The sequence below is a fragment of the Streptomyces sp. NPDC003300 genome (assembly GCF_040610915.1).
In the GTDB taxonomy this organism is placed as follows: Bacteria; Actinomycetota; Actinomycetes; order Streptomycetales; family Streptomycetaceae; genus Actinacidiphila.
Genome location: NZ_JBEXNE010000034.1, coordinates 48223 through 69978 on the forward strand (window position 1 = coordinate 48223; position 21756 = coordinate 69978).

At 72.7% G+C, this 21756-nt stretch carries 16 protein-coding genes; 6 read left to right on the top strand and 10 right to left on the bottom strand.

Annotated elements, in window-relative coordinates; genetic code table 11:
- Positions 1-172: 172 nt before the first annotated feature.
- Both typA and ABZX65_RS32545 read right to left on the bottom strand, forming a co-directional pair.
- Positions 173-2038, bottom strand: coding sequence for a translational GTPase TypA (gene typA / locus ABZX65_RS32540; RefSeq protein ID WP_355348285.1), 1866 nt, complete (start codon positions 2036-2038; stop codon positions 173-175).
- Between the two features lie 186 nt (positions 2039-2224).
- Positions 2225-3982 (bottom strand): ABC transporter family substrate-binding protein, encoded by a 1758-nt coding sequence (locus tag ABZX65_RS32545; protein ID WP_355348288.1) that lies wholly within the window; start codon positions 3980-3982, stop codon positions 2225-2227.
- 352 nt (positions 3983-4334) lie between these two features.
- On the opposite strand from ABZX65_RS32545, the gene ABZX65_RS32550 reads away from it, so the two are divergent.
- From ABZX65_RS32550 to ABZX65_RS32575, 6 genes are all read left to right on the top strand, one after another.
- A complete protein-coding gene (locus tag ABZX65_RS32550) occupies positions 4335-4622 on the top strand; it encodes a hypothetical protein (protein ID WP_355348291.1) in 288 nt (95 codons plus the stop codon).
- A gap of 94 nt (positions 4623-4716) precedes the next feature.
- Complete coding sequence (locus ABZX65_RS32555; RefSeq protein ID WP_355348294.1) at positions 4717-5541, top strand: hypothetical protein; 825 nt, start codon at positions 4717-4719, stop codon at positions 5539-5541.
- A gap of 1 nt (position 5542) precedes the next feature.
- Complete coding sequence (locus tag ABZX65_RS32560; protein WP_355348296.1) at positions 5543-7510, top strand: fumarate reductase/succinate dehydrogenase flavoprotein subunit; 1968 nt, start codon at positions 5543-5545, stop codon at positions 7508-7510.
- Complete coding sequence (locus tag ABZX65_RS32565) at positions 7507-8274, top strand: succinate dehydrogenase/fumarate reductase iron-sulfur subunit (RefSeq protein ID WP_355348299.1); 768 nt, start codon at positions 7507-7509, stop codon at positions 8272-8274. The genes ABZX65_RS32560 and ABZX65_RS32565 overlap by 4 nt, the downstream gene beginning before the upstream one ends.
- A 213-nt stretch (positions 8275-8487) precedes the next feature.
- A complete protein-coding gene (locus ABZX65_RS32570; protein ID WP_355348302.1) occupies positions 8488-10542 on the top strand; it encodes a TPM domain-containing protein in 2055 nt (684 codons plus the stop codon).
- A gap of 112 nt (positions 10543-10654) precedes the next feature.
- Positions 10655-11371 carry a PspA/IM30 family protein gene (locus tag ABZX65_RS32575; protein ID WP_355348304.1) on the top strand — a complete coding sequence of 239 codons (717 nt, stop codon included), beginning with the start codon at positions 10655-10657 and terminating at the stop codon, positions 11369-11371.
- A gap of 37 nt (positions 11372-11408) precedes the next feature.
- Here the strand turns inward: ABZX65_RS32575 and ABZX65_RS32580 are convergent, their stop codons facing one another.
- From ABZX65_RS32580 to ABZX65_RS32615, 8 genes are all read right to left on the bottom strand, one after another.
- A complete protein-coding gene (locus tag ABZX65_RS32580) occupies positions 11409-13952 on the bottom strand; it encodes a SpoIIE family protein phosphatase (RefSeq protein WP_355348363.1) in 2544 nt (847 codons plus the stop codon).
- A 212-nt stretch (positions 13953-14164) separates the two neighbouring features.
- Positions 14165-16693: a SpoIIE family protein phosphatase gene (locus tag ABZX65_RS32585; RefSeq protein WP_355348307.1), complete on the bottom strand. Its 2529-nt coding sequence runs from the start codon at positions 16691-16693 to the stop codon at positions 14165-14167.
- Positions 16694-17606: 913 nt separating this feature from the next.
- Positions 17607-18437, bottom strand: coding sequence for an alpha/beta fold hydrolase (locus tag ABZX65_RS32590; protein WP_355348310.1), 831 nt, complete (start codon positions 18435-18437; stop codon positions 17607-17609).
- A 23-nt stretch (positions 18438-18460) separates the two neighbouring features.
- Positions 18461-18853: a (deoxy)nucleoside triphosphate pyrophosphohydrolase gene (locus ABZX65_RS32595; RefSeq protein ID WP_355348313.1), complete on the bottom strand. Its 393-nt coding sequence runs from the start codon at positions 18851-18853 to the stop codon at positions 18461-18463.
- A gap of 93 nt (positions 18854-18946) precedes the next feature.
- Positions 18947-19141 carry an SPOR domain-containing protein gene (locus ABZX65_RS32600; protein ID WP_355348316.1) on the bottom strand — a complete coding sequence of 65 codons (195 nt, stop codon included), beginning with the start codon at positions 19139-19141 and terminating at the stop codon, positions 18947-18949.
- 4 nt (positions 19142-19145) lie between these two features.
- Positions 19146-19619, bottom strand: a complete 474-nt coding sequence (locus tag ABZX65_RS32605) for an RpiB/LacA/LacB family sugar-phosphate isomerase (protein ID WP_355348318.1) — start codon at positions 19617-19619, stop codon at positions 19146-19148.
- 212 nt (positions 19620-19831) lie between these two features.
- Positions 19832-20584 (bottom strand): GntR family transcriptional regulator, encoded by a 753-nt coding sequence (locus ABZX65_RS32610; RefSeq protein ID WP_355348321.1) that lies wholly within the window; start codon positions 20582-20584, stop codon positions 19832-19834.
- A gap of 77 nt (positions 20585-20661) precedes the next feature.
- A complete protein-coding gene (locus ABZX65_RS32615) occupies positions 20662-21729 on the bottom strand; it encodes a DUF4190 domain-containing protein (RefSeq protein ID WP_355348324.1) in 1068 nt (355 codons plus the stop codon).
- Positions 21730-21756 lie beyond the last annotated feature (27 nt).

A 21756-nucleotide genomic window follows, 5' to 3' on the forward strand; every position in this document is an offset into this window, starting at 1 on the left:
GGTTCGAAACGGACAGTGTGATCTTTCTTACGCCGCTGAGCGGAGATGAACGTCCGGATAACGGACAGTGCGAAAAACCCAAAAGGGGCGCGGAGAGCGCGTGACCGGTCCCCGCCGTCCGGCGGCGGAGTCTGGTCGCGCGGCTCCCCGCGCCCCTACGGGCGCTGCGCGGTCAGCGCTTGGCCCGAGCGGCCGAGCGTCCCCGCTCCTTCTGGTCCAGGACGACCTTGCGGATGCGGACCGTCTCCGGGGTCACCTCGATGCACTCGTCCTCGCGGCAGAACTCCAGCGACTGCTCCAGCGAGAGCTTGCGCGGCGGCACCACGTTCTCGGTGTTGTCCGCGGACGCGGCGCGCATGTTGGTGAGCTTCTTCTCCTTGGTGATGTTCACGTCCATGTCGTCGGACCGCGAGTTCTCACCGATGATCATGCCCTCGTAGACCTCCGTGGTCGCCTCGACGAAGATCACGCCGCGCTCCTGGAGGTTGATCATGGCGAACGGCGTCACGACACCGGCGCGGTCGGCCACCAGGGAGCCGTTGTTACGGGTCCGCAGGTCGCCGAACCACGGCTCGTGGCCCTCGAAGATGCTGTGCGCGATGCCGGTGCCGCGGGTGTCGGTGAGGAATTCCGTACGGAAGCCGATCAGGCCGCGGGCCGGGACGACGAACTCCATGCGGACCCAGCCGGAGCCGTGGTTCGTCATGGTCTCCATGCGGCCCTTGCGGGTCGCCATGAGCTGGGTGATCGCGCCCAGGTACTCCTCGGGGCAGTCCACCGTCATCCGCTCGACCGGCTCGTGGATCTTGCCGTCGATCACCTTGGTGACCACCTGCGGCTTGCCGACGGTCAGCTCGAAGCCCTCGCGGCGCATCTGCTCGACCAGGATGGCCAGCGCCAGCTCGCCGCGGCCCTGGACCTCCCAGGCGTCGGGGCGCTCGGTGGGCAGCACGCGGAGCGAGACGTTGCCGATCAGCTCCCGGTCGAGGCGGTCCTTGACCTGGCGGGCGGTGACCTTGTGGCCCTTGCCGCCCTTGCCGACCAGCGGCGAGGTGTTCGTACCGATGGTCATCGAGATCGCGGGCTCGTCGACCGTGATGAGCGGCAGCGCGACCGGGTTCTCCAGGTCGGCCAGCGTCTCGCCGATGGTGATCTCCGGAATACCGGCCACCGCGCAGATGTCGCCGGGGCCCGCCATCTCGGCGGGCTTGCGGGTCAGCGCCTCGGTCATCAGCAGTTCGGTGATCTTGACCTGGCTGACCGAGCCGTCGCGCTTCATCCACGCGACCTGCTGGCCCTTGCGCAGCTCGCCCTCCTCCACCCGGAGCAGGGCGATACGGCCGAGGAAGTTGTCCGCGTCGAGGTTGGTGACGTGCGCCTGGAGCGGCGCGCCCTCGGTGTACGTGGGGGCCGGGACGGTGGACAGGATCGTGGAGAAGAACGGCTCCAGGCTGTCGCTGTCGGCCGGAACCGTGCCGTTCTCCGGCTTGGTCAGCGAGGCGATGCCGTCCCGCGCGCACGCGTAGACGATCGGGAACTCGATCTGGTCCTCGGTGGCGTCCAGGTCCAGGAACAGGTCGTACGTCTCGTTGACGACCTCGTCGATCCGGGAGTCGGGGCGGTCCGTCTTGTTCACGCAGAGGATGACCGGCAGGTTCGCCGACAGCGCCTTGCGGAGCACGAAACGGGTCTGCGGCAGCGGGCCCTCGGAGGCGTCCACCAGCAGCACGACCGCGTCGACCATGGACAGGCCGCGCTCCACCTCGCCGCCGAAGTCGGCGTGGCCCGGGGTGTCGATGATGTTGATCGTGATGACATCGCCACCGCCCTTGGGGTGGTACTTCACGGCGGTGTTCTTCGCGAGAATGGTGATGCCCTTCTCGCGCTCCAGGTCGTTGGAGTCCATCATCCGATCGTCGAGATGCTGGTGGGCGGCGAATGCGCCGGCCTGCTTGAGCATCGCGTCGACGAGGGTCGTCTTGCCGTGGTCGACGTGGGCGACGATGGCGACGTTACGAATATCGTGGCGCGTGGACATGCTGCGGCGCTTCTCCCGGAATCGTGGATGGACGTCGCGTTCCTCGTTGACGCGCTCGCCTGCCGGGCAAGGTCACGCCGCGGCCTTACCCCATGGTACGGGCCCCAACCCCCCTCGGCCGCCGATGGCTGGCTTCAGAGGGGATTTGGGGCCCGTAATCGCACGGTTTTCCGCGACCGCGCGCGCCTACTTGCGGAAGCCGAGGTTCTGGTAGTCCGGGGTCTGGAAGCCGAAGGCGCCCGCGTTGGCGACGGTGGTGCGCAGCGCGACCAGGCCGGGGCGCTGGTAGAGCGGGATGGAACCGGCCGCGGCCCAGATCCGGGCGTCGGCCTTGGAGGTCAGGTCGCGGGCCGCGGAGGTGTCCAGCTCGCCGCCCGCCCGGTCCAGGAGCTGGTCGATCTGGTCGGTGCCGACCCGCGTGTAGTTCTGCGCCACGGTCAGCGAGCCGTCGGGCGCGGGCACCGGCTTGGCGAAGATCGGGGTGTCGTCGGTGGCCGGGTAGGCCGTGCCGGGCCAGGAGTAGAGCGCCAGGTCGAAGTCGCCCGAGGCGATGTGGTCCTGGAAGTAGCTGTCGCCCGCGACCTTGGTGATCTCGGTGCGGATGCCGATGCCGGAGAGCATCGAGGCGATCCGGGTGCCGACGTCGTCCAGCGTCGGGGAGTCCGCCGGGAGCACGAAGCGCATGGTGAGCTGCTTGCCCGCCTTGCTGACGGCGGCTGCGGGCTCCACGACGGTGACGGCGCCGGAGGCCGCGGTACGGCCGGGGCCGCCGGCCGCCTGGTCGCCGGTCTTGGCGTTGCTGCGCGTCCAGCCCGCGTCGGCCAGCAGCGCCTGGGCCTGCTGCACGTCGTTGGTGCCGAGCGCCGAGCTGTTGTCGCGGTAGCCGTCCTGCGAGGGCAGCACCAGGTGGTTGCCGAGCGCCTCGTCGGGCAGCCCGAGCGGCTTGAGCACGGCGGTGGCGATGGCCTTGCGGTCGATGGCGCGGGCCACGGCGTGCCGGATGCGCTCGTCGGCCAGCGGTCCCGTACTGCCGTTGATGGCGAGCTGCGCGTACGCGGCGTCGGGCGCCTTCCGTACGGCCAGGCCCTTGGTCCCGGTCACGGCGGTGACCGCGCCGGGGTCGATCTCGGCCAGGTCGAGGGTGCCCGCGGCGAGTGCGGCGGGGCGCTTGTCCACCGGCACGGCGGTGAGCACGATCCGGTCGAGCTTGGCGGGCTCGCCCCACCACGCCTTGTTGCGGTCCAGCGTGACGGTGCCCTTCTTGGTGTCCACGGCCTCGACCGCGAAGGGGCCCGCGACGACCGGCAGCTTGGTGCGCACGCCGTCGTTGAAGGTGTCCGCGTCACTGGTCACCGACTTCGGGTACAGCGGGCTGAACAGCGACTTCCAGTCCGCGTACGGGCTGGCGAAGGTGACGTCGACCTGCTGGGCGTCCTTGCCCTGCCGGACGTCGGAGATCCGGTCGTAACCGGCGTTGCGGGCCGTCCAGAAGGCGCTGTTCTTGCCGTTCAGCGCCTTCCACTGGGCGACGAAGTCGGCCGCGCCGACCGCCTGGCCGTCGCTCCACTTCGCCTTGGGGTTCAGGTGGTACGTGACCACCTGGCGCGGTGACTGCGCGACGTCCGCGCTCGCCAGGAAGTCGCTGTCGGCCCGCGGGGAGCCGTGGCCGTCGAGCCGGTACATCGCCGGGAGGGTGGCCCCCGCGATCGTCAGCGTGTCGGCGTCCGCGTCCGCCTGGTACGCGTTCAGCGTGCGGGGCAGCTCATCGGTCGCCCAGCGCAGCGTGCCGCCGTCGCGGACGCCCGCGCGCGAGACGGTCGCGATGTCGGTGCCCGCCGTCCCGGCGGCGCCGCCGCCCGAGGAGCAGGCGGTCAGGGTCATGGCCGCCCCGGCGGTCAGCGCCACGGCGGCGCGCAATACGGGTGGGTTCGCGCTGCGGTTCATGGATCGGACACCTCCGGCGGCCCGGCATAGACCGGGGACATACTCATTTGGCCTGATTTCCGGGTAATCACTTCCCAGTGGAGGGGACGAGGAGCGGCTCTCCGCCCCGACACGACCGCAATGCCCCGCTCTTCCACCCGGACGGCCCCTTGGCGCGGGGGGCGGCCCATGAGGGGCGCGGGGGACTGCGCGGGGTGGCCGGGCGGGCGGCGCGCCCGGAGACCGGCGAACCGCCCGGAGGGGAATTGGTGCACGCGTCTTCCCAACCGAAGGTGTGACGCGCGACACTTCCAGGCGCGGCAGCGTCATCAACCGCATCACCCCCGCACGGCGGAGAAGGTGAGGCATCCGTATGTCCCTGCAAGACGATCTGACGTCGGTCACCCGGCGGCTCGACGACTTGATGCGCTGCGTCGGGCGGCTGGACGAGCACGTGGGCGACAGCCTGGACATGCGCAGGGTGCGGGCCGACGCGGCCCATCTGCGGGAGAGCCTGGCTCTGCTGCACGAGGCCGTCCCGACGACCGCGGGCATCCGCAAGGTCGAGATGGTGACGATCCCGGACGCGCCGTACGACCGCGGCCTGTGGGCCGACGCGGAGGACGAGGGGCTGGGCTCGCCGCACCGGCACGCGCCGTAGCGCGCGGCACCGGCCCGCGGCGGCCGTACCACCCCCGCACCCCTCGGCGCCCGCACCCGGCGGCGTCCCCTCCCCCGTTCCTTCGGAGTCCTCCTTGGCCACCGGAACCACCCCCTCCCCCACCGCGCGCCGCGGCGTCCTGACGCCGGGGCGCGCGGCCATTTCCGAACGGCATCTGCGGACCGACCGGTGGTGGGTGCCACCGCTGGTCACCGCGCTCGGCCTGGCGGCCTTCGTCGTCTACTCGACCTGGCGGGCCTTCGCCAACAGCCACTACTACGCGGCGCCCTACGTCTCGCCGTTCTACTCGCCGTGCCTGGCGTCGAACTGCGCGGACATGAAGGGCGGCGCCAACTGGCCGCTGTTCGGCGACTGGTGGGGCCTGTCACCGGCCCTGCTGGTGCTGGTCTTCCCGCTCGGCTTCCGGCTGACCTGCTACTACTACCGCAAGGCGTACTACCGGGGCTTCTGGGCCTCGCCGCCCGCCTGCGCGGTCGCCGAACCGCACGCGAAGTACACCGGCGAGACGCGGCTGCCGCTGATCCTGCAGAACGTGCACCGCTACTTCTTCTACTTCGCGCTGCCGGTGGCGGGCATCCTCACCTACGACACGGTGCTCGGCTTCCGCGACGAGCACGACCGCTGGGGCCACATGGGTCTGGGCACGGTCGTCCTGCTCGTGAACATCATCCTGATCTGGGCGTACACGCTGTCGTGCCACTCGTGTCGGCACATCATGGGCGGCAAGCTCAGGCACTTCTCCGCGCACCCGGTGCGCTACCGCCTCTGGGGCTGGGTCGGCGTCCTCAACGGCCGTCACATGCTGCTCGCCTGGTCGTCCCTGATCAGCGTCGGCCTCACCGACCTCTACATCTATCTGGTCTCCAGCGGCGTATTCGACGATCCGAGGTTCTTCTGAGATGACACAAGTCGAACGGCACGCGTACGACGTGGTCGTGGTCGGCGCGGGCGGCGCCGGGCTGCGGGCCGCGATCGAGGCCCGGGAGCGGGGCATGCGTACCGCCGTGATCTGCAAGTCGCTGTTCGGCAAGGCCCATACGGTGATGGCCGAGGGCGGCATCGCGGCCAGCATGGGCAACGTCAACTCCGGTGACAACTGGCAGGTGCACTTCCGCGACACCATGCGCGGCGGGAAGTTCCTCAACCACTGGCGGATGGCGGAGCTGCACGCCAAGGAGGCTCCCGACCGGGTCTGGGAGCTGGAGACCTGGGGCGCGCTGTTCGACCGCACCCCCGACGGCAAGATCTCGCAGCGCAACTTCGGCGGCCACGAGTACCCGCGGCTGGCACACGTCGGCGACCGTACGGGCCTTGAGCTGATCCGCACCCTCCAGCAGAAGATCGTCTCGCTCCAGCAGGAGGACTTCGCGGAGACCGGCGACTACGAGTCGCGGCTGAAGGTCTTCCAGGAGTGCACGGTCACCCGCGTGCTCAAGCAGGACGACAAGGTCGCGGGCGTCTTCGGTTACGTGCGCGAGTCCGGGCGGCTGTTCGTGATCGACACGCCCGCGGTGGTGCTGGCGACCGGCGGCATCGGCAAGTCCTTCAAGGTGACGTCCAACTCCTGGGAGTACACCGGCGACGGGCACGCGCTGGCGCTGCTGGCCGGGGCGCCGCTGATCAACATGGAGTTCATCCAGTTCCACCCGACGGGCATGGTCTGGCCGCCGTCGGTGAAGGGCATCCTGGTCACCGAGTCGGTGCGCGGCGACGGCGGGGTGCTGCGCAACAGCGACGGCAAGCGGTTCATGTTCGACTACGTGCCGGACGTCTTCAAGGAGAAGTACGCGCAGTCCGAGGAGGAGGCCGACGGCTGGTACTCCGCCCCTGACACCCACCGCCGACCGCCGGAGCTGCTGCCCCGCGACGAGGTGGCGCGCGCGATCAACTCCGAGGTGAAGGCCGGGCGCGGCACCCCGCACGGCGGCGTCTTCCTCGATGTGTCGACGCGGCTGCCCGCCGAGGAGATCAAGCGGCGGCTGCCGTCGATGCACCACCAGTTCAAGGAGCTGGCGGACGTCGACATCACCGCGGAGCCGATGGAGGTCGGCCCGACCTGTCATTACATGATGGGCGGCGTCGACGTGGACCCGGACACCGCCGCGGCGCGCGGGGTGCCGGGGCTCTACGCGGCGGGCGAGGTCGCGGGCGGCATGCACGGCTCCAACCGGCTGGGCGGCAACTCGCTCTCCGACCTGCTGGTCTTCGGCCGCAGGGCCGGGCTGCACGCGGCGCGGTACGCGGCCTCGTTCGTCGAGGGCGCGCGTCCCGTCGTACCCGAGGAGCAGATCGACACCGCGGCGGCCGAGGCGCTGCGGCCGTTCAGCGCGGAGGACGCGGACGCGGCGGAGGCCGCCGGGGGCGCGCAGGCGGGCGGGGCGCGGCCCGCGGAGAACCCGTACACCCTGCACCAGGAGCTCCAGCAGGTGATGAACGACCTGGTGGGCATCATCCGGCGCGGTCCCGAGATGGAGGACGCGCTGAACCGGCTGACCGGGCTGCGGGCCAGGTCGCGGCGGGCGGGCGTCGAGGGGCACCGGCAGTTCAATCCCGGCTGGCACCTGGCGATCGACCTGCGGAACATGCTGCTGGTCAGCGAGTGCGTGGCGCGTGCCGCGCTGGAGCGGACCGAGAGCCGCGGCGGCCACACCCGCGACGACCATCCGGAGATGGACCGCGCCTGGCGCAAGGTCAATCTGGTCTGCGAGCTGACCGACCCCACCGGGGGCCTGGCGGCCACCGACCCCGACCACGGCCAGATCGGTCTGCGCCGGCGCGCGACGGACCCGATCCGGGGCGACCTGCTCGACCTCTTCGACAGGGACGAGCTGCTCAAATACCTGACGGACGAGGAGCTCGACGGGTGAGTTACGAAGCGCACTTCAAGGTGTGGCGCGGTGACGCCGAGGGCGGCGAGCTGCGCGACTACCAGGTCGAGGTCAACGACGGCGAGGTCGTGCTCGACATCATCCACCGCCTCCAGGCCACCCAGGCGGGCGACCTGGCGGTCCGCTGGAACTGCAAGGCGGGCAAGTGCGGGTCGTGCAGCGCGGAGGTCAACGGACGGCCCCGGCTGATGTGCATGACCCGCATGTCGGTCTTCGCACCGGAGGAGACGATCACGGTCACCCCGATGCGGACCTTCCCCGTCGTGCGCGACCTGGTCACCGATGTCTCCTTCAACTACGACAAGGCCCGGCAGGTCCCGGCGTTCGTGCCGCCGAAGGGGGTCGCGGCCGGGGAGTACCGGATGCAGCAGGTCGACGTGGAGCGCTCGCAGGAGTTCCGCAAGTGCATCGAGTGCTTCCTGTGCCAGGACACCTGTCACGTGGTGCGCGACCACGAGGAGAACAAGACGTCGTTCGCCGGGCCGCGCTTCCTGATGCGGATCGCGGAGCTGGACATGCATCCGCTGGACGCGGCCTCCGAGGCCGGTCTGACCCGCGCCTCGTCCGCGCAGGAGGACCACGGGCTCGGCTACTGCAACATCACCAAGTGCTGCACCGAGGTGTGCCCGGAGCACATCAAGATCACCGACAACGCGCTGATCCCGCTCAAGGAGCGGGCGGTGGACCGTAAGTACGATCCGCTGATCTGGCTGGGCAACAAGATCCGCCGCCGCGGCGAGTAGTTCCCCCTCTCCCCTGCCTGCCTGCCCGCCCCGCACGGGGCGGGCAGGGGGAGCAGGCGGGCTGGCGGGCTGGCGGGCTGGCGGGCTGGCGGGCTGGCGGGCTGGCGGGCTGGCGGGAACGGAACTCCGAGTCGCGCTCCGGACACATCGGACATAGCCTCCGAAAAGGAGCACGCGGCAAGCGGCCGTGGCGCGGCGAAGGGCGCGGTACGCATGCGGCGACTCGCGGGAATCGTTGCGGCGCTCGGCGCCCTGATGCTGCTGTCCGGCGCGCCGTCGGCACGGGCGGACGACCCGATCACGCTGTCCAGGTCCGGCCAGATAACCGACAAGGTCGGCGCGCTGGGCGACCGGCAGCCGCAGGTCGTCACGGCGCTGGACGGCCTCTACCAGAAGCAGCGCGTCCAGCTCTTCGTGGCGTACGTCCGCACCTTCTCCGGCCGCGCTCCGCAGGACTGGGCGAACGCGACCGCGACCAAGAACGGCCTGGGCCAGCGGGACGTCCTGCTGGCGGTGGCCACCCACGACCGGCAGTACGCGGTCTCCGCCGACCAGGACTCCGGCCTGACCGCGGCCCAGCTCAACGAGGTCAGCAGCCAGGCCGTCGAGCCCGCGCTGCGGCAGAACGACTGGGCGGGGGCCGCGATCGGCGCGGCCACCGGCTACGACGCGGTCCTCAGCGGCCTTCCGGTGACCGTCCCCTCGATCACCCCCGGCACCGCGGACCCGGGCGGCAGCGGGGCGCCCCCGGGCGACTCCGCGGCCGACCTGTGGATTCCGGTGGTGGCCGTCGGCGCCGCGGGCGCGGTCGGGGTGTGGGCGTTCCGCAGGAAGCGCGGCCCGCGGCAGCCCGCCCGCCCGGCGCCCGGCGAGCGCGGCTGGGGCGCCCCGCAGCCGACCCCGCTGCCCGAGCTGGACTCGCAGGCCAAGCATCTGCTGGTGGAGACCGACGACGCGGTCCGCACCAGCCAGGAGGACGTGGGCTTCGCGGCGGCGCAGTTCGGCGAGGAGGCCGCGCGGCCGTTCGCCGAGGCCGTCGAGTACGCCAAGACCGAGCTGACCGCGGCCTTCCGGCTGCGGCAGCAGCTCGACGACGCGATACCCGAGGACGACGCGACCCGCCGGCAGATGCTGGACGAGATCCTGTCCCGCTGCACCCAGGCCAACCGGCGGCTGGACGCGGAGTCCGAGGCGTTCGACCGGCTGCGCGCCCTGGAGGCGAACGCGCCGGAGGTGCTGGAGCAGGCCGAGGCGAAGGCGGCGGCGCTGCCGAGCCGGATCGACACCGCCGAGGCGTCCCTGGCGCCGCTGGCCCAGAAGTACGCGGACGCCGCGCTCGACCCGGTCACCGGCCACCCGGCGGAGGCCAGGGACCGGTTGGAGTTCGCCCACGCCAGCCTCGTACAGGCCAGGGCCGCCGTCGGCACCGACCACGGCAAGGTCGCCGTGTACGTACGGGCCGCCGAGGGCGCGCTGGACCAGGCGGTCATGCTCACCGACTCCGTCACCCGAAGGGCCCAGGAGCTGGCGGAGGCCGACGGGAAGCTGCGGGACGCACTGACCGAGGCCGACACCGACCTCGCCGAGGCCCGCGGCCTGCTCGGCGGCACCGCCGCCGGGGTCTCCACCGCCGACCTCCAGGGCAGGATCGCCCGCGCCGAGACGGTCGTGGCCGACGTACGGCAGGAGCTGGCGGCGGGGCGCTACGACCCGATCGCCGGGCTGCGCCGGGTCGAGGAGGCGTACGCGGCGCTGGACGAGGCGCTGGCCGGGGCCCGCGAGCGGGAGGTCAGCGAGCAGCGGGCGCGCGGGCTGCTGGACCAGGCGCTGCTGGGGGCGCGCAGCGAGGTGGCCGCCGCCCGCGACATGGTCACCACCAACCGCGGCGCGGTCGGCAGCCAGGCCCGTACCCGGCTCACCGAGGCGGAACGGCGGCTCCAGCAGGCCGAGGCGCTCGCCGGTTCCGACGCGGCGGGTGCGCTGGCGCACGCGCAGGAGGCGGACCGGCTGGCCCGGCAGGCGCAGGACGCGGCCCGGCGGGACGTCGGCGGGTACGGCGGGGGCTTCGGCGGACCCGGCGGCCGGCGCTCCGGCGGCGGCATGGGCGGCGCGGTGCTCGGCGGGATCATCCTCGGCGAGATCCTCGGCGGCGGGCGCGGCCGGGGCGGCGGCGGCTTCGGCGGGGGCTTCGGGGGCGGCGGCTCGGGACCCGGCAGCTTCGGCGGCGGCCAGACCCGCGGCCGGATGGGCGGCGGCGGCCGGTTCTGAACTCCCCTGACTCCCCTTCTATCCGCCCCCTTCCCTTCCGGCCCCCTTACTTTCCGGCCCCTCTTTCCGGCCCTTTCTGGCCCACGGATACGGACACGCAAGGAGTACGACCATGACGAAGCAGACCGTCCTCGGCCGGGTGACCCAGCTCGCCAAGGCCAACATCAACGCCCTCCTCGACCAGGCCGAGGACCCGCAGAAGATGATGGACCAGCTCATCAGGGACTACACCACCAACATCCGCGAGGCCGAGGAGGCGGTGGCCACCACCATCGGCAATCTGCGGCTGATGGAGCAGGACCACGCCGAGGACGTCGCGGCGGCCAAGGAGTGGGGCGACAAGGCGCTGGCGGCCAGCAAGAAGGCCGACGAGCAGCGCGCCTCGGGCAACGCCGCGGAGGCCGACCGTTTCGACAACCTCGCCAAGATCGCGCTGGGCCGTCAGCTCCAGTCCGAGAAGGAGGCGCGGACGGCCGAGCCGACGATCGCCTCGCAGAACGAGATCGTGAGCAAGCTCAAGTCCGGCCTGGACTCGATGAAGGCCAAGCTGGGCGAACTCCAGGGCAAGCGCGACTCGTTGGTGGCGCGCGCGAAGTCCGCGCAGGCGCAGAACCAGATGATGGACGCGGTCAAGAACATCGACGTGCTCGACCCGACCAGCGAGCTGGGCCGCTTCGAGGACAAGGTGCGGCGCGAGGAGGCCAGGGCCAAGGGCAAGGAGGAGCTGGCCGCGTCCTCGCTCGACGCGCAGTTCGAGTCGCTGGACGCGCTCGGCGACAGCGCGGAGATCAACGCGCGACTGGCCAAGCTCAAGGACCGCGCGGCCTGACCGCCGAGGGCCGTCCGCCTGCCGCGCCCGGCAGGCGCTAGAACATGCTCAGCAGTTCGTCCACCGAAGGACCGCTGGAGTGGGACTGCTCGCCGGGCAGGGCGAGTTCGAACCAGACGGTCTTGCCGCGGTGGGTACGGCGGCTGCCCCAGCTCTCGCTGAGCATGGTGACCAGTTGCAGGCCGCGCCCGCCCTCGTCGGTGTCACGGGCGCGGCGGCGGCGCGGCTGCACCAGGGCGCTGTCCCACACCTCGCACACCAGGGTGCGGTCCAGCAGCAGCCGCAGTCGTATGTCGCCGTAGCCGTGCCGCAGCGCGTTGGTGACCAGCTCGCTGACCAGCAGTTCCGTGGTGTCGACCAGGTCGCCGAGCCCCCAGCTCAGCAGTTGCTCGCGGGCCAGCTCGCGGGCCCTGGCCACCGACGTGGGGCGCGGTTCCAGCGTCCAGTCGCCGACCTGCTCCGCGGGCAGACCGCGGATTCTGGCCATCAGCAGGGCGATGTCGTCCTCGCCGTGCGCGGTGTCCAGGGTGGCCAGCACGTGGTCGCAGATGTCCTCAAGGGGTCTCGGCGGCCCGGCCAGCGAGTCCCGGAAGGCGTCGAGGCCCTCGTCCAGCGGGTGGTTGCGGGACTCCACGAGACCGTCGGTGTACAGGGCGAGCAGCGCGCCCTCGTTCAGCTCGACCTCGATCTCCTCGAACGGCTCGCCGCCGACGCCCAGCGGCACTCCCCTGGGCACTTCGAGCAGCAGCGGCGACTCGCCCGACTCCACGACGACCGGCGGCAGATGGCCCGCGTTGGCGATCGTGCAGCGCCGGGTGACCGCGTCGTAGACCACGTAGATACAGGTGGCCAGGTAGACCTCGGACAGGTCGGCGCCGCCGCGGTCCTTGGCCCGGCGGGTGCGGCCCTGGTTCGGGGAGCCGAGGCCGTTGGCCACCTCGTCCAACGCGCCCAGCACTTCGGCGGGTTCGAGGTCGAGCGCGGCCAGGGTCCGTACGGCGGTGCGCAGTTCGCCCATCGCGACGGCGGCGCGCAGGCCGCGGCCCATCACGTCGCCGACCACCAACGCGGTGCGGTGGCCCGGCAGTTCGATGACGTCGAACCAGTCGCCGCCGACCTCGGTCTCCATGCTGCCCGGCAGGTAGCGGCAGGCGATGTCGAGGCCCGCGGCCTCGGGGTCGTCGGGGGGCAGCAGGCTGCGCTGGAGGATCAGCGCGCGCTCGTGCTCACGCCGGTAGAGCCGGGCGTTGTCGATGAACACCGCGGCGCGGGCGGCCAGTTCCTCGGCGAGCATCCGGTCGCGGTCCACGAACGGCTCGCTGCCCTTGGCGCGGGAGAACTGCACCAGCCCCAGTACGGTGTCGCGGGCGACCATCGGCACCACGAGCGTGGACTGCACCAGGGTGCCGCCGAGGTCGGGCCCCCCGTCGCCGTCGATCACCTGCGGCTGCGCGGTGCGCAGCGCCCGCGCGCTGGCGGAGCTGAAGCGGTAGCGGTGCACGGCGCCGACCGCGACCGGACCGTCCGCCACATCGTCGTCGTCCCCGGCCATCGCTATCGGCGCGTCCGACACGGAACTGGCGAACGCCACCCGGCGCACGTCCCCGCTGCCGTCGGTGGTGCCCGTCAGATCCTCGGCGCCGGACAGCAGGGCCTGGTAGAGGTCGACGGAGGCGATGTCGCAGAAGTGCGGGACGGCGACGTCCAGCAGTTCGCGCGCGGTGGTCTCCAGGTCGAGCGAGGTGCCGATACGGGCGCCCGCCTCGTTGAGCAGCGCGAGATTGCGGCGGGCGTGCGCGGCCTCGCGCTCGGCTCGCTGACGTCCGGTGACGTCCATCGCGAGTCCCGCGACGCCGATCGGCCGCCCGGTGCCGCTGTGCAGCCGGTACAGCGACATCGACCAGCGCCGCCGCCCCGGATCGCCGGGCACGGTGCCGACCAGCGGCATGTCCAGAACGGGCTCGCCGGTCTCCAGCACCTGGCGCAGCGCGGCGCTGAGCCGGTCGGCCTCGACGCGGGAGAGGAAGTCGTGCGGGCCGCGGCCGTGGTTCTCCTCGGCCTCACGGCCGAAGACGGTCGCGAAGCGCTCGTTGACCCGGATCAGCCGCAGGCTGGTGTCGAAGAGCACGAAGCCCATCGGCGACTGCCCGAACACCGCCTGGGAGGCGGCCAGATCGGTCTCGATCTGGCGCAGCGTGGCGACGTCGACCGCGATGCACAGCGCGCCGTGGTCGGCGGGCATCACGTAGACCTCGGCCAGGCCCTGGCCGCCCGAGGCGTCCCGGTACGGCACGAGTCCGGTCCACTCGCGGCCGTCGAGGATCTCCGCGAGGCGCTCGTGCGCGCGCTCGCGTAGGTGCTCGGGCGCGAAGGCGTTCACCGGGTCGCGGCCGAGCGCGCGTTCCGCCGGTACGCCGAAGAACTGCGCGGCCCGCGCGCTCCACTGGTCGATCCGGCCGTCACCGTCGAGCGAGAACGACGCCACGCGTATGTAGTCGTAGAGCGAACCGGGCGGACTCGACTGCCAGACCGCGTCGACCGCGTCCGTGTCGTCTCGGGGCGGTACCGCCCTCGCTGGCATGTCGCTCACTCGCCCGACCCCTCCAGCTCAGCACACATGGACCGGTTGGAGCCGAGTATTCAGCATGAGGACCGTCCAGCACACGGTCTTGTCGATCACAGCATCATCTCGGCTCCTGGGGTACGGGGACCGTCCCCGGGACAGCGCGGTCACACCCCTCGCTCCCGCGTCTTCGGCATACCCGGCACAGCTCCCGTGAATCATCGCGCGCGTCACGGCAGAGCCAGTTCGAACCAGACGGTCTTTCCGAACGGTCCGTGACGCGTTCCCCAGCGCCGTGAGGCCCGTGCGACCAGTTGCAGACCACGGCCGCCCTCGTCCTCCAGGGTGGCGATCCGCTCGCGCGGCGGGTCCGGCAGCGGGTCGGAGACCTCCACCAGCAGCGAGCCGCCGCGCACCATCCGTACACCGATCGGTCCGTGCGCGTACCGCAGCGAATTGGTGACTAGCTCGCTGACCAGCAGCATCGTGACGTCGGTGAGCTGCGCGAGACCCCATTCGACCAGGGTGTCACGGACCCGGCGGCGCGCCAGCCGGACGGCGCTGGGCTCGGCGGGGAACGTCCAGGAGGCGGTGGATCCGGCGGGCAGCCCGCCGAGCCTGGCCATCAGCAGCGCCACGTCGTCGGGCTCGCGGCCCGGCTGCATGATGGCGAGCACGTCGTCGCAGGAGTCCTCCAGTGAGGGCAGCGGGCGGCACAGCGTCTGGCGCAGCCGTTCCAGGCCCTCGCCGATGTCCTGGCCGCGGGTCTCCACCAGGCCGTCGGTATAGAGCACGAGGACCGCGCCGTCGGCGACCGCAAGCTCCGTGGTCTCGAAGCGGACGCCGCCGACGCCCAGGGGGACGCCGGAGGGCAGCTCGACCAGCCGGGCATGGCACTCGTCCGGGTGGGCATCGGGTTCCTCGTCGCCCGGCGCCCGCGTGACGGGTTCGACCAGGACCGGCGGCAGGTGGCCCGCCTGCGCGATGGCGATCCGGCGCGTCGAGGGGTCGTAGACGGCGTAGACGGCGGTGGCCATCCAGCCCTCGGCCTGGCCCTGCGCGAGGTCGTCGCCCAGCTCGTTGACCCGGCGCAGCAGCTCGTCCGGCGGCATGTCGAGCCCGGCGAGCGTCCGTACGGCGGTACGGAGCCGGCCCATGGTGGCCGCCGCGCCCAGGCCGTGGCCCATCACGTCGCCGACGACGAAGGCGACCCGGCCCCCGGCCAGCGGGATCACGTCGAACCAGTCGCCGCCGACCTCCGCGCCGCTGCTGCCGGGCACGTACCGGAAGGCGACGCCGACGCCGGGCGGTTCCACGACGCTCTGCGGGAGCAGGCTGCGCTGGAGCATCAGGGCGCCCTCGCGCTCGCGGACGTAGAGCCGGGCGTTGTCCAGGGCGGCGCCCGCGCGGTTGGCCAGCTCCATCGCGAGGGCCAGGTCGTCGTGGTCGAACGGCTCGCGCTCGCGGGCCCTGCTGACCACCAGCAGGCCGAGGACGACGCCGCGGGCCCGCAGCGGCAGCACGAGCAGCGAGTGGACGCCGAGCGCGATGGCCGCGCGCACCTTCGGGTCGCCGGGGAAGGTGGTGGCCAGCAGCTCCTCCTCCGAACTCACCATCCGGGGCTGCCCGGTGGTCAGCACCGTGCCGAAGATCGACTTGCGGGTGAAGCGGATCGGCTGCCCGGTCAGGATCATCCGCTCGACCTCGGGCCCCCAGCGCACCGCGCCCGTGCCGAGCTGCCGCATCGGGGTGTTGTCGCCGTACGGCGCGGTCGGCAGCTCGCCGCCGTCGGCGACCTCGGCGTGCAGGATCACCCCGGAGTAGTCGCTGAAGGTCGGCACGACGGCGGCGGCCAGCGCCTCGGCGCACCGGCGGACGTCCAGCACGTTCGCGATCCGGGTGCCCACGTCGTTGAGCAGCGCCAGCCGCCGCCGGGCCCGCTCGACCTTCGCGGCGGCCTGCACGCGCTCGGTCACGTCGATGACGGTGGCGCTGATCCCCAGCACCCGCCCGGCCCGGTCGACCAGCCGGTGGTACGACAGCGAGCGGTGGCCGCGGCCGTGCGGCGCGTACGTGACCAGGTCGATCACCGGCCGTCCGGTGGCCAGGACGTCCCGCTGGAGCGCGGTGAGGTCGGCGGCCGACCGCTCGTCCAGCACCTCCTGCACGGTGTGGCCGATGTGGTCGGCGACGGGCCTGCCGTTCATCGCCGCCAGCGCCTCGTTGAGCCGTACGTAGCGCAGGTCGCGGTCGAAGATGGCGACGCCGAGGGGTGAGGAGTCGAAGAGCGAGTCGAGGGCGGCGAGGTCGTGCTCCAGCGTCCGCAGGCGGCTCGTCTCGACCATCGAGGCCAGGACGAAGGGGCGGCCGTCGCCGTCGACCAGCAGCGAGGCACGGGTCTCCACCTGGACGGTGTGGCCGTCGCGGTGCCGCAGCGAGAGGATGCCGTCCCAGCGGCCCCCTCGCAGCAGGTCGGCGAGGATCTGCTCGGCGGGGCTGGGGTCCGGCATCCGCGGGATCTCGTCCGGCCCGCGCCGCGGGGACTGTCCCGGCGGGCTCTCGGGCGGCCCGAACAGCCCGCCCACCCGGCGGCCCACGATGTGCTCCCCCGCCCAGCCCAGCACTTCCTGTGCCAGGGGGCTCCACAGCAGCACCCGCCCCGACGTGTCCAGCATGACGACCGCCACCCGCAGCGTGTCGAGCAGCGTCCCCGTGCTCTTTCCCCGCCCCTCACCCCACGACTCCGGATCGGGATCCATATCCGGATGATGATGCCGATGCGGCCGCCCCACCCCCGGCTCCCCCTCCCCGGCCCGGTGGCTCTCCCCCGCCGGGGGGCTCTCCCCTGCGGGGACCTGTCCGCCTGCGGCGGGGACCTGGCCGCCTTCCGCAGGGGCTGGGCCGACCTCAGCGGGACCGCCGCTGGCGGGAGCCTGGCCGCCTGCGGCGGGGTCCGGGCTGACCTCGGCGGGACCGCCACCGGCGGGAGCCTGGCCGCCTGCGGCGGTGACCTGGCCGCCCTCGGCGGGGTCCGGGCTGACCTCAGCGGGACCGCCTGCGGCGGGGTCCGGGGCGCGGTTCGGGGACGCCTCAGGGCCATCGCCGCCGCTGGCGCTCATGCGTCACCCCCGACCGGGTCGGGCCGGTTCCGCCCCGGCCACTGTCAGTGGGAATTATCCCTCTTACCCGATATTCCCCCAAACACCCCGATACCGCGCGGGCCACGGGGAGACGGCGTAGCGGCCGGGGTCAGCCGGGGGCGACCGTGAGGCCGGGGCCAGCGGGGAGCGCGCGGCGCGGCGCGGGCGCTGGAGGCGACCGGGGTCCGGGGTCGGCCGGAGCCGGGAGCGCCAGGCGCGGCGGGGGCGAGGCCAGCGGCGCGGGAAGCGCCTGGAGCGGCGCTAGCGACGGGAGCCCGAGGTCGGGAGTCGGCCGGGGCCGGCTGGAGGCCGAGGGCGGCCGGGTTGGTCAGGCGCAGGCGCCAGATGCGACCAGGGGTCGGGGTCGGTGGCACGGAAAGCCCCGGGCGCGGCGGGGCCCGCGCCGGGGGCAGGTGCGGCGAGGGCGGACACGGGGGCAGGTGCGGCGGGGTCCCGCCGGGGTCAGGTGCGGCGGGGTCCCGCCGGGGGGGCAGGTGCGGCGAGGGCGGGCCGGGGGGGGCGGGCGGGGCCGTCAGGCTAGGGCTAGGGCTTGGGTGAGGGCGGCGGCCAGGGCGGCCGGGCCCTGGACGTGGGCGAGGTGGCCCTGGCCCGGAATGACGTGGACGCGGGCGCGGGGCATGGCGCCCGCGATGCGGGCGAAGGGCTCCCAGTAGGGCCCGACGCCGTCGTCGTCGCCGCCGACCAGCAGGGTGACGGGCATGTCGAGCTTGCCGTAGGCGGCCAGGTCGGCGTGGTGCTCGTTCAGGGCGGTCAGCTCGCGCCCGAGCGGCGCGGCGAGAGGCCGCAGCACCTGCCAGGCCGGGCTCCGGCGCAGCTCGGCGACGTACTCGGCGGAGAATCCGGACACGTCCCGGTTGACGATCTCCACGGCCCGGTCCAGGTCACCGGCCGCGTCGGCCGCGCGCAGCGAGTCCAGCACCTGCGCGCCGAAGGGCCGCACCACCGGCTCGTAGAGGGTCAGGGAACGCACGCCGGAGTGCCGCGTCGCGGCCTCCAGCGCGATCAGGCCGCCGTAGCTCCATCCGAAGAGGTCCACCCCGCCGTCGCCGCCGTGCCGCCCGGCCACCTCGTCGAGCACCCGCCGCAGATCCGCGACCTCGGTGCCGACCCCGTATCCGTCACCCAGCTCACCGCTGGGCCGTCGGCCGCGCCGGTTCAGTACGTACACCGGCCGGCCGGCCGGAAGCGCGTCCACCACCGGCTGCCACGACACGGCGTCGGCCATGACCCCGGGAACGATCAGCAGCGGCCTGCCCTCGCCCACCCGGTGGCCGAGCACCAGCACCACACCGTCGCGTTCCACCTGCACCAGCATCGAATCCCCCGTCTCGGTCGCGGACACCGAAAAACCCTACCCTCAGGCCGTCAGCCGACCAGAAGGCGTGTCGCCCACTCGACCGCCGGGCGGTCCTGGTCGAGCCAGTCGACGTCGGAGGTCTGCGCGGGGAGCAGCCAGCGCAGCTCGTCGTGGTCCTGGAGGGGGCGGGGCGTGCCGCTCACCAGGCGGGCGGTCCAGACGTGCAGGGTGAGGCCGTTGGCCAACGGCCAGGCGCCGGGGACGCGTTGGAGGGGCTCCACCGTGACGCCCAGCTCCTCGCGCAGCTCGCGCACGAGCGCGTCCGGCGGGCTCTCCCCCGCCTCGACCTTGCCGCCCGGCAGTTCCCAGCGTCCCGCCAGCGCGGGCGGCGCGGTCCGCCGCGCGGCCAGCAGCCGTCCGGCGTCGAGCACGGCCCCGCCCACCACCACACGTTCGGTCATGCGACGCAGGATACGTAAGACGGAGACCCGCGACCCGCACAGCGCGCGGCGGAAACCCGTTACGAGGACTGCACAGCGCGCGGCGCGAACCCGTTACGAGGACTGCACGGCGCGCGGCGTCAACCGCTCGATCACGTAACGCCGTTGCTGCTGGTCCCGGTTGAGGCCGGGGCCGTTCAGCGTGGCCGCGACGCGCTCGGCCTCGGCGCGGGTGGCGTAGCGCCCGACCCGGTACCGGTTACCGCTCTCGTCCTGCCGTATGAGGAGCCATACGAGGTCGGTCGTCATCAGCTCAGGCCCCCTCAGGCGAGGTCGCGGCATCGGAACCGGCTTCCAGGTCCGCCAGGTGCGCGACATTGTCCCGGTCGTCCGCCGCGTCGCTCGCGGCGCTGTCGAACCAGGCGTCCAGGATCTCGGCGAGTACGGCGCCGGACACCGAACGCAGGCTCAGCGCCAGCGCGTTGGCGTCGTTCCACCGGCGGGCACCCCGCGCGGTGTACGCGTCGGCGCACAACGCGGCCCGGACGCCCGGGAGTTTGTTCGCGGCGATGGACGCGCCGGTGCCGGTCCAGCAGCAGACCACCGCCTGGTCGGCCGCGCCCTCGGCCACCGCGCGGGCCGCCGCCTCCGCGCTCCAGGCCCAGTCCTTGCGGTCTCCGGGGCGCAGTGCGCCGTAGGCGAGCACCGTGTGACCACGGTGACGAAGCTCGTCGACGACCTGCCTGGCCACCGGTTCATCCATGTCCGAGGAAACGGCGATGCGCATATGCCCGACCCTACGCCCGAGGTTCACGGCGCGGGCACGGAATGACACGAAGAGGTACCGTTCCGGCCAGGTGTTCGACCAGAAGTTGACTGTAGGTCACACGTGTCCGACGCCCCCGGCGGTCACGCCGGGCGCACGCCGGAGTGGACACCAGCGCCCGTACCGCCCGGACCATCCGTACCGCCAGGCGCCGCAAGGGAGTTGACGGCGGGTCAGCGTACCGGCAGGTGGTAGACGGCCCGGTACCGCTCCGCCGGGATGATGACGTCCGCGGTCTCCACCGGCTGCCCCGAGCAGTAGTACGTGCGCTGGATCTCGATGACGATGTGCCCCGGCACTCCGCCGAGCGCCGCCGTCTCCTCCGCGAGCCCCGGCCGGGCGCCGACCTCCTCGGCCATGTGGTCGACCACCAGGTCGATCGCCGCCATCCGCTCCACGACCCCCTGGCCGCCGACCGGCCCTTCCTCCGGCAGCAGCACCGGTGTGCGGGCGGTCAGCGCCAGCGGCTCCCAGGAGGTGGAGAGCATCGAGGGCTCACCCTCGGTGCGGAAGAGGTAGTGGGTGCGCATCACCCGGTCGCCGGGCTCGATCCGCAGCCGCTCGGCGACGGCGGGCGAGGCGTGGTCCTGGACGCTGCGCGACTCCCAGGTGCCCTTGCACCCCTCGTCCCCCTGCTCCTGCCGGAACGGGCTGGCCGTCCCGGCGGGCCGGTAGCCGCTGCGGACGATGCGCCGCGGCCTCGGCCGCTCCCGTACGTACGTGCCGGAGCCGGACCTGCCCTCCACGAAGCCCTCGGCCATCAGCACCTTGCGCGCTTCGAGCGCGACGGTGTCCGAGACCCCGTACTCGGTACGGATCCGGGCCTGCGAGGGCAGCCGCGCGTGCGGCGGGAGCGTCCCGTCGAGGATCTTGCGCCGCAGATCCTCGGCGACGCGAAGGTAGGCGGGCTGCTCACCGAAAGGCACGTGCCCCTCCCAAGGGGTTGACTGTCTGCGACAGCTTGACAACCGTCGGTGCCCGTCCGCAAGCCCTCCCCCGAGCATCACACTCCGAATCCGGAGTTGGTGCCTCCGTCCTTCACCGAGCCGGTCATCGAGCCGTGCGTGGCGCCGAAGAAGCAGGTCACCTTGTGGTCGCCGCGGCGCCAGCCGTCCGCCGGAGGCATGTAGTAGTAGACGTCGGCGCTCTTCTCCCAGGGCGTGCCGTCCGCGTAGTCGTCCGCGTAAGAGGCGCACTTCGACTCCGCGACGGCCGAGATGCGATCCGTTCCGGGGTAGCCGCCGTCGTCCGCCGCGTCGACGGTGAAGATCGCGTACGCCTCCGCGTCGTGCTCCTCGGAGCAGTCGACGACGTCCACGGTGGTGGAGCGCGCGCCGTCGCCGCCGTAGTCGCCCAGCGAGCTGTCGACCGTGTTGAAGCACTGGCCGACCCTGATCCGGTCGACGCGGGTGTTGCCGTCGTCGAAGGCGCCCGCCACGCCGAGCGCGATGAAGACCGCGAGAAGCACCGTGGCGACGCCGTTGAGGATCAGGCCCGCGATGGCCAGGCCCTTGCCGCGCTCGCCGCGCTTCTTGATCTGACTGAGCGCGACCAGGCCGAAGATCACCCCGAGGACGGGGATGCAGGTGAAGCCCACCACGAGCGAGGCGATGGCCATGCCGTTGGTGTTCGCCTGCGGGTTGTACCAGCCGGCGGTCTGCGGATAGCCGGGATACGGCTGGGGACCGTACGGATTCTGCCCGCCGTACGGATTCCCGCCGTAGGGGGCCTGGCCGCCGTGCGGACCCTGACCGCCGTAGGGAGGCTGCCCGGAATACGGGGCCTGGCCGGGATACGGGGCCTGCCCGCCGTAGGGCGGCGCGGAGCCGGGGGGCTGCTGTCCGCTGTAGGGCGGGGGCACGGAGCCGTAGGGGCCGGGCCCGCCCGATGACGGGCCGCCGTACGTCGGCTGTCCCGGACCGCTGTACGGCGGTCCGCCCTGCTGGTCGTACGGCTTCTGCGGATACGAGGGCAGCCCGGCGTACGGCGAAGTGGGGGCGTCGTGCGGCGGCTGGGACGGGGGCGCGTCGTCGGAGGACGGCGGAGGCGGGGGCGGCGGCGGTATGTCCACTGGGGGATCCTACGGTTCTGCGCCGAC

Excerpts from the sequence above, each read along its gene's own strand:
- typA (WP_355348285.1), bottom strand. The coding sequence starts at position 2,038 with ATGTCCACGCGCCACGATATTCGTAACGTCGCCATCGTCGCCCACGTC.
- ABZX65_RS32545 (WP_355348288.1), bottom strand. The coding sequence starts at position 3,982 with ATGAACCGCAGCGCGAACCCACCCGTATTGCGCGCCGCCGTGGCGCTG.
- ABZX65_RS32550 (WP_355348291.1), top strand. The coding sequence starts at position 4,335 with ATGTCCCTGCAAGACGATCTGACGTCGGTCACCCGGCGGCTCGACGAC.
- ABZX65_RS32560 (WP_355348296.1), top strand. The coding sequence starts at position 5,543 with ATGACACAAGTCGAACGGCACGCGTACGACGTGGTCGTGGTCGGCGCG.
- ABZX65_RS32570 (WP_355348302.1), top strand. The coding sequence starts at position 8,488 with ATGCGGCGACTCGCGGGAATCGTTGCGGCGCTCGGCGCCCTGATGCTG.
- ABZX65_RS32575 (WP_355348304.1), top strand. The coding sequence starts at position 10,655 with ATGACGAAGCAGACCGTCCTCGGCCGGGTGACCCAGCTCGCCAAGGCC.
- ABZX65_RS32580 (WP_355348363.1), bottom strand. The coding sequence starts at position 13,952 with ATGCCAGCGAGGGCGGTACCGCCCCGAGACGACACGGACGCGGTCGAC.
- ABZX65_RS32585 (WP_355348307.1), bottom strand. The coding sequence starts at position 16,693 with ATGGATCCCGATCCGGAGTCGTGGGGTGAGGGGCGGGGAAAGAGCACG.
- ABZX65_RS32595 (WP_355348313.1), bottom strand. The coding sequence starts at position 18,853 with ATGACCGAACGTGTGGTGGTGGGCGGGGCCGTGCTCGACGCCGGACGG.
- ABZX65_RS32600 (WP_355348316.1), bottom strand. The coding sequence starts at position 19,141 with ATGACGACCGACCTCGTATGGCTCCTCATACGGCAGGACGAGAGCGGT.
- ABZX65_RS32605 (WP_355348318.1), bottom strand. The coding sequence starts at position 19,619 with ATGCGCATCGCCGTTTCCTCGGACATGGATGAACCGGTGGCCAGGCAG.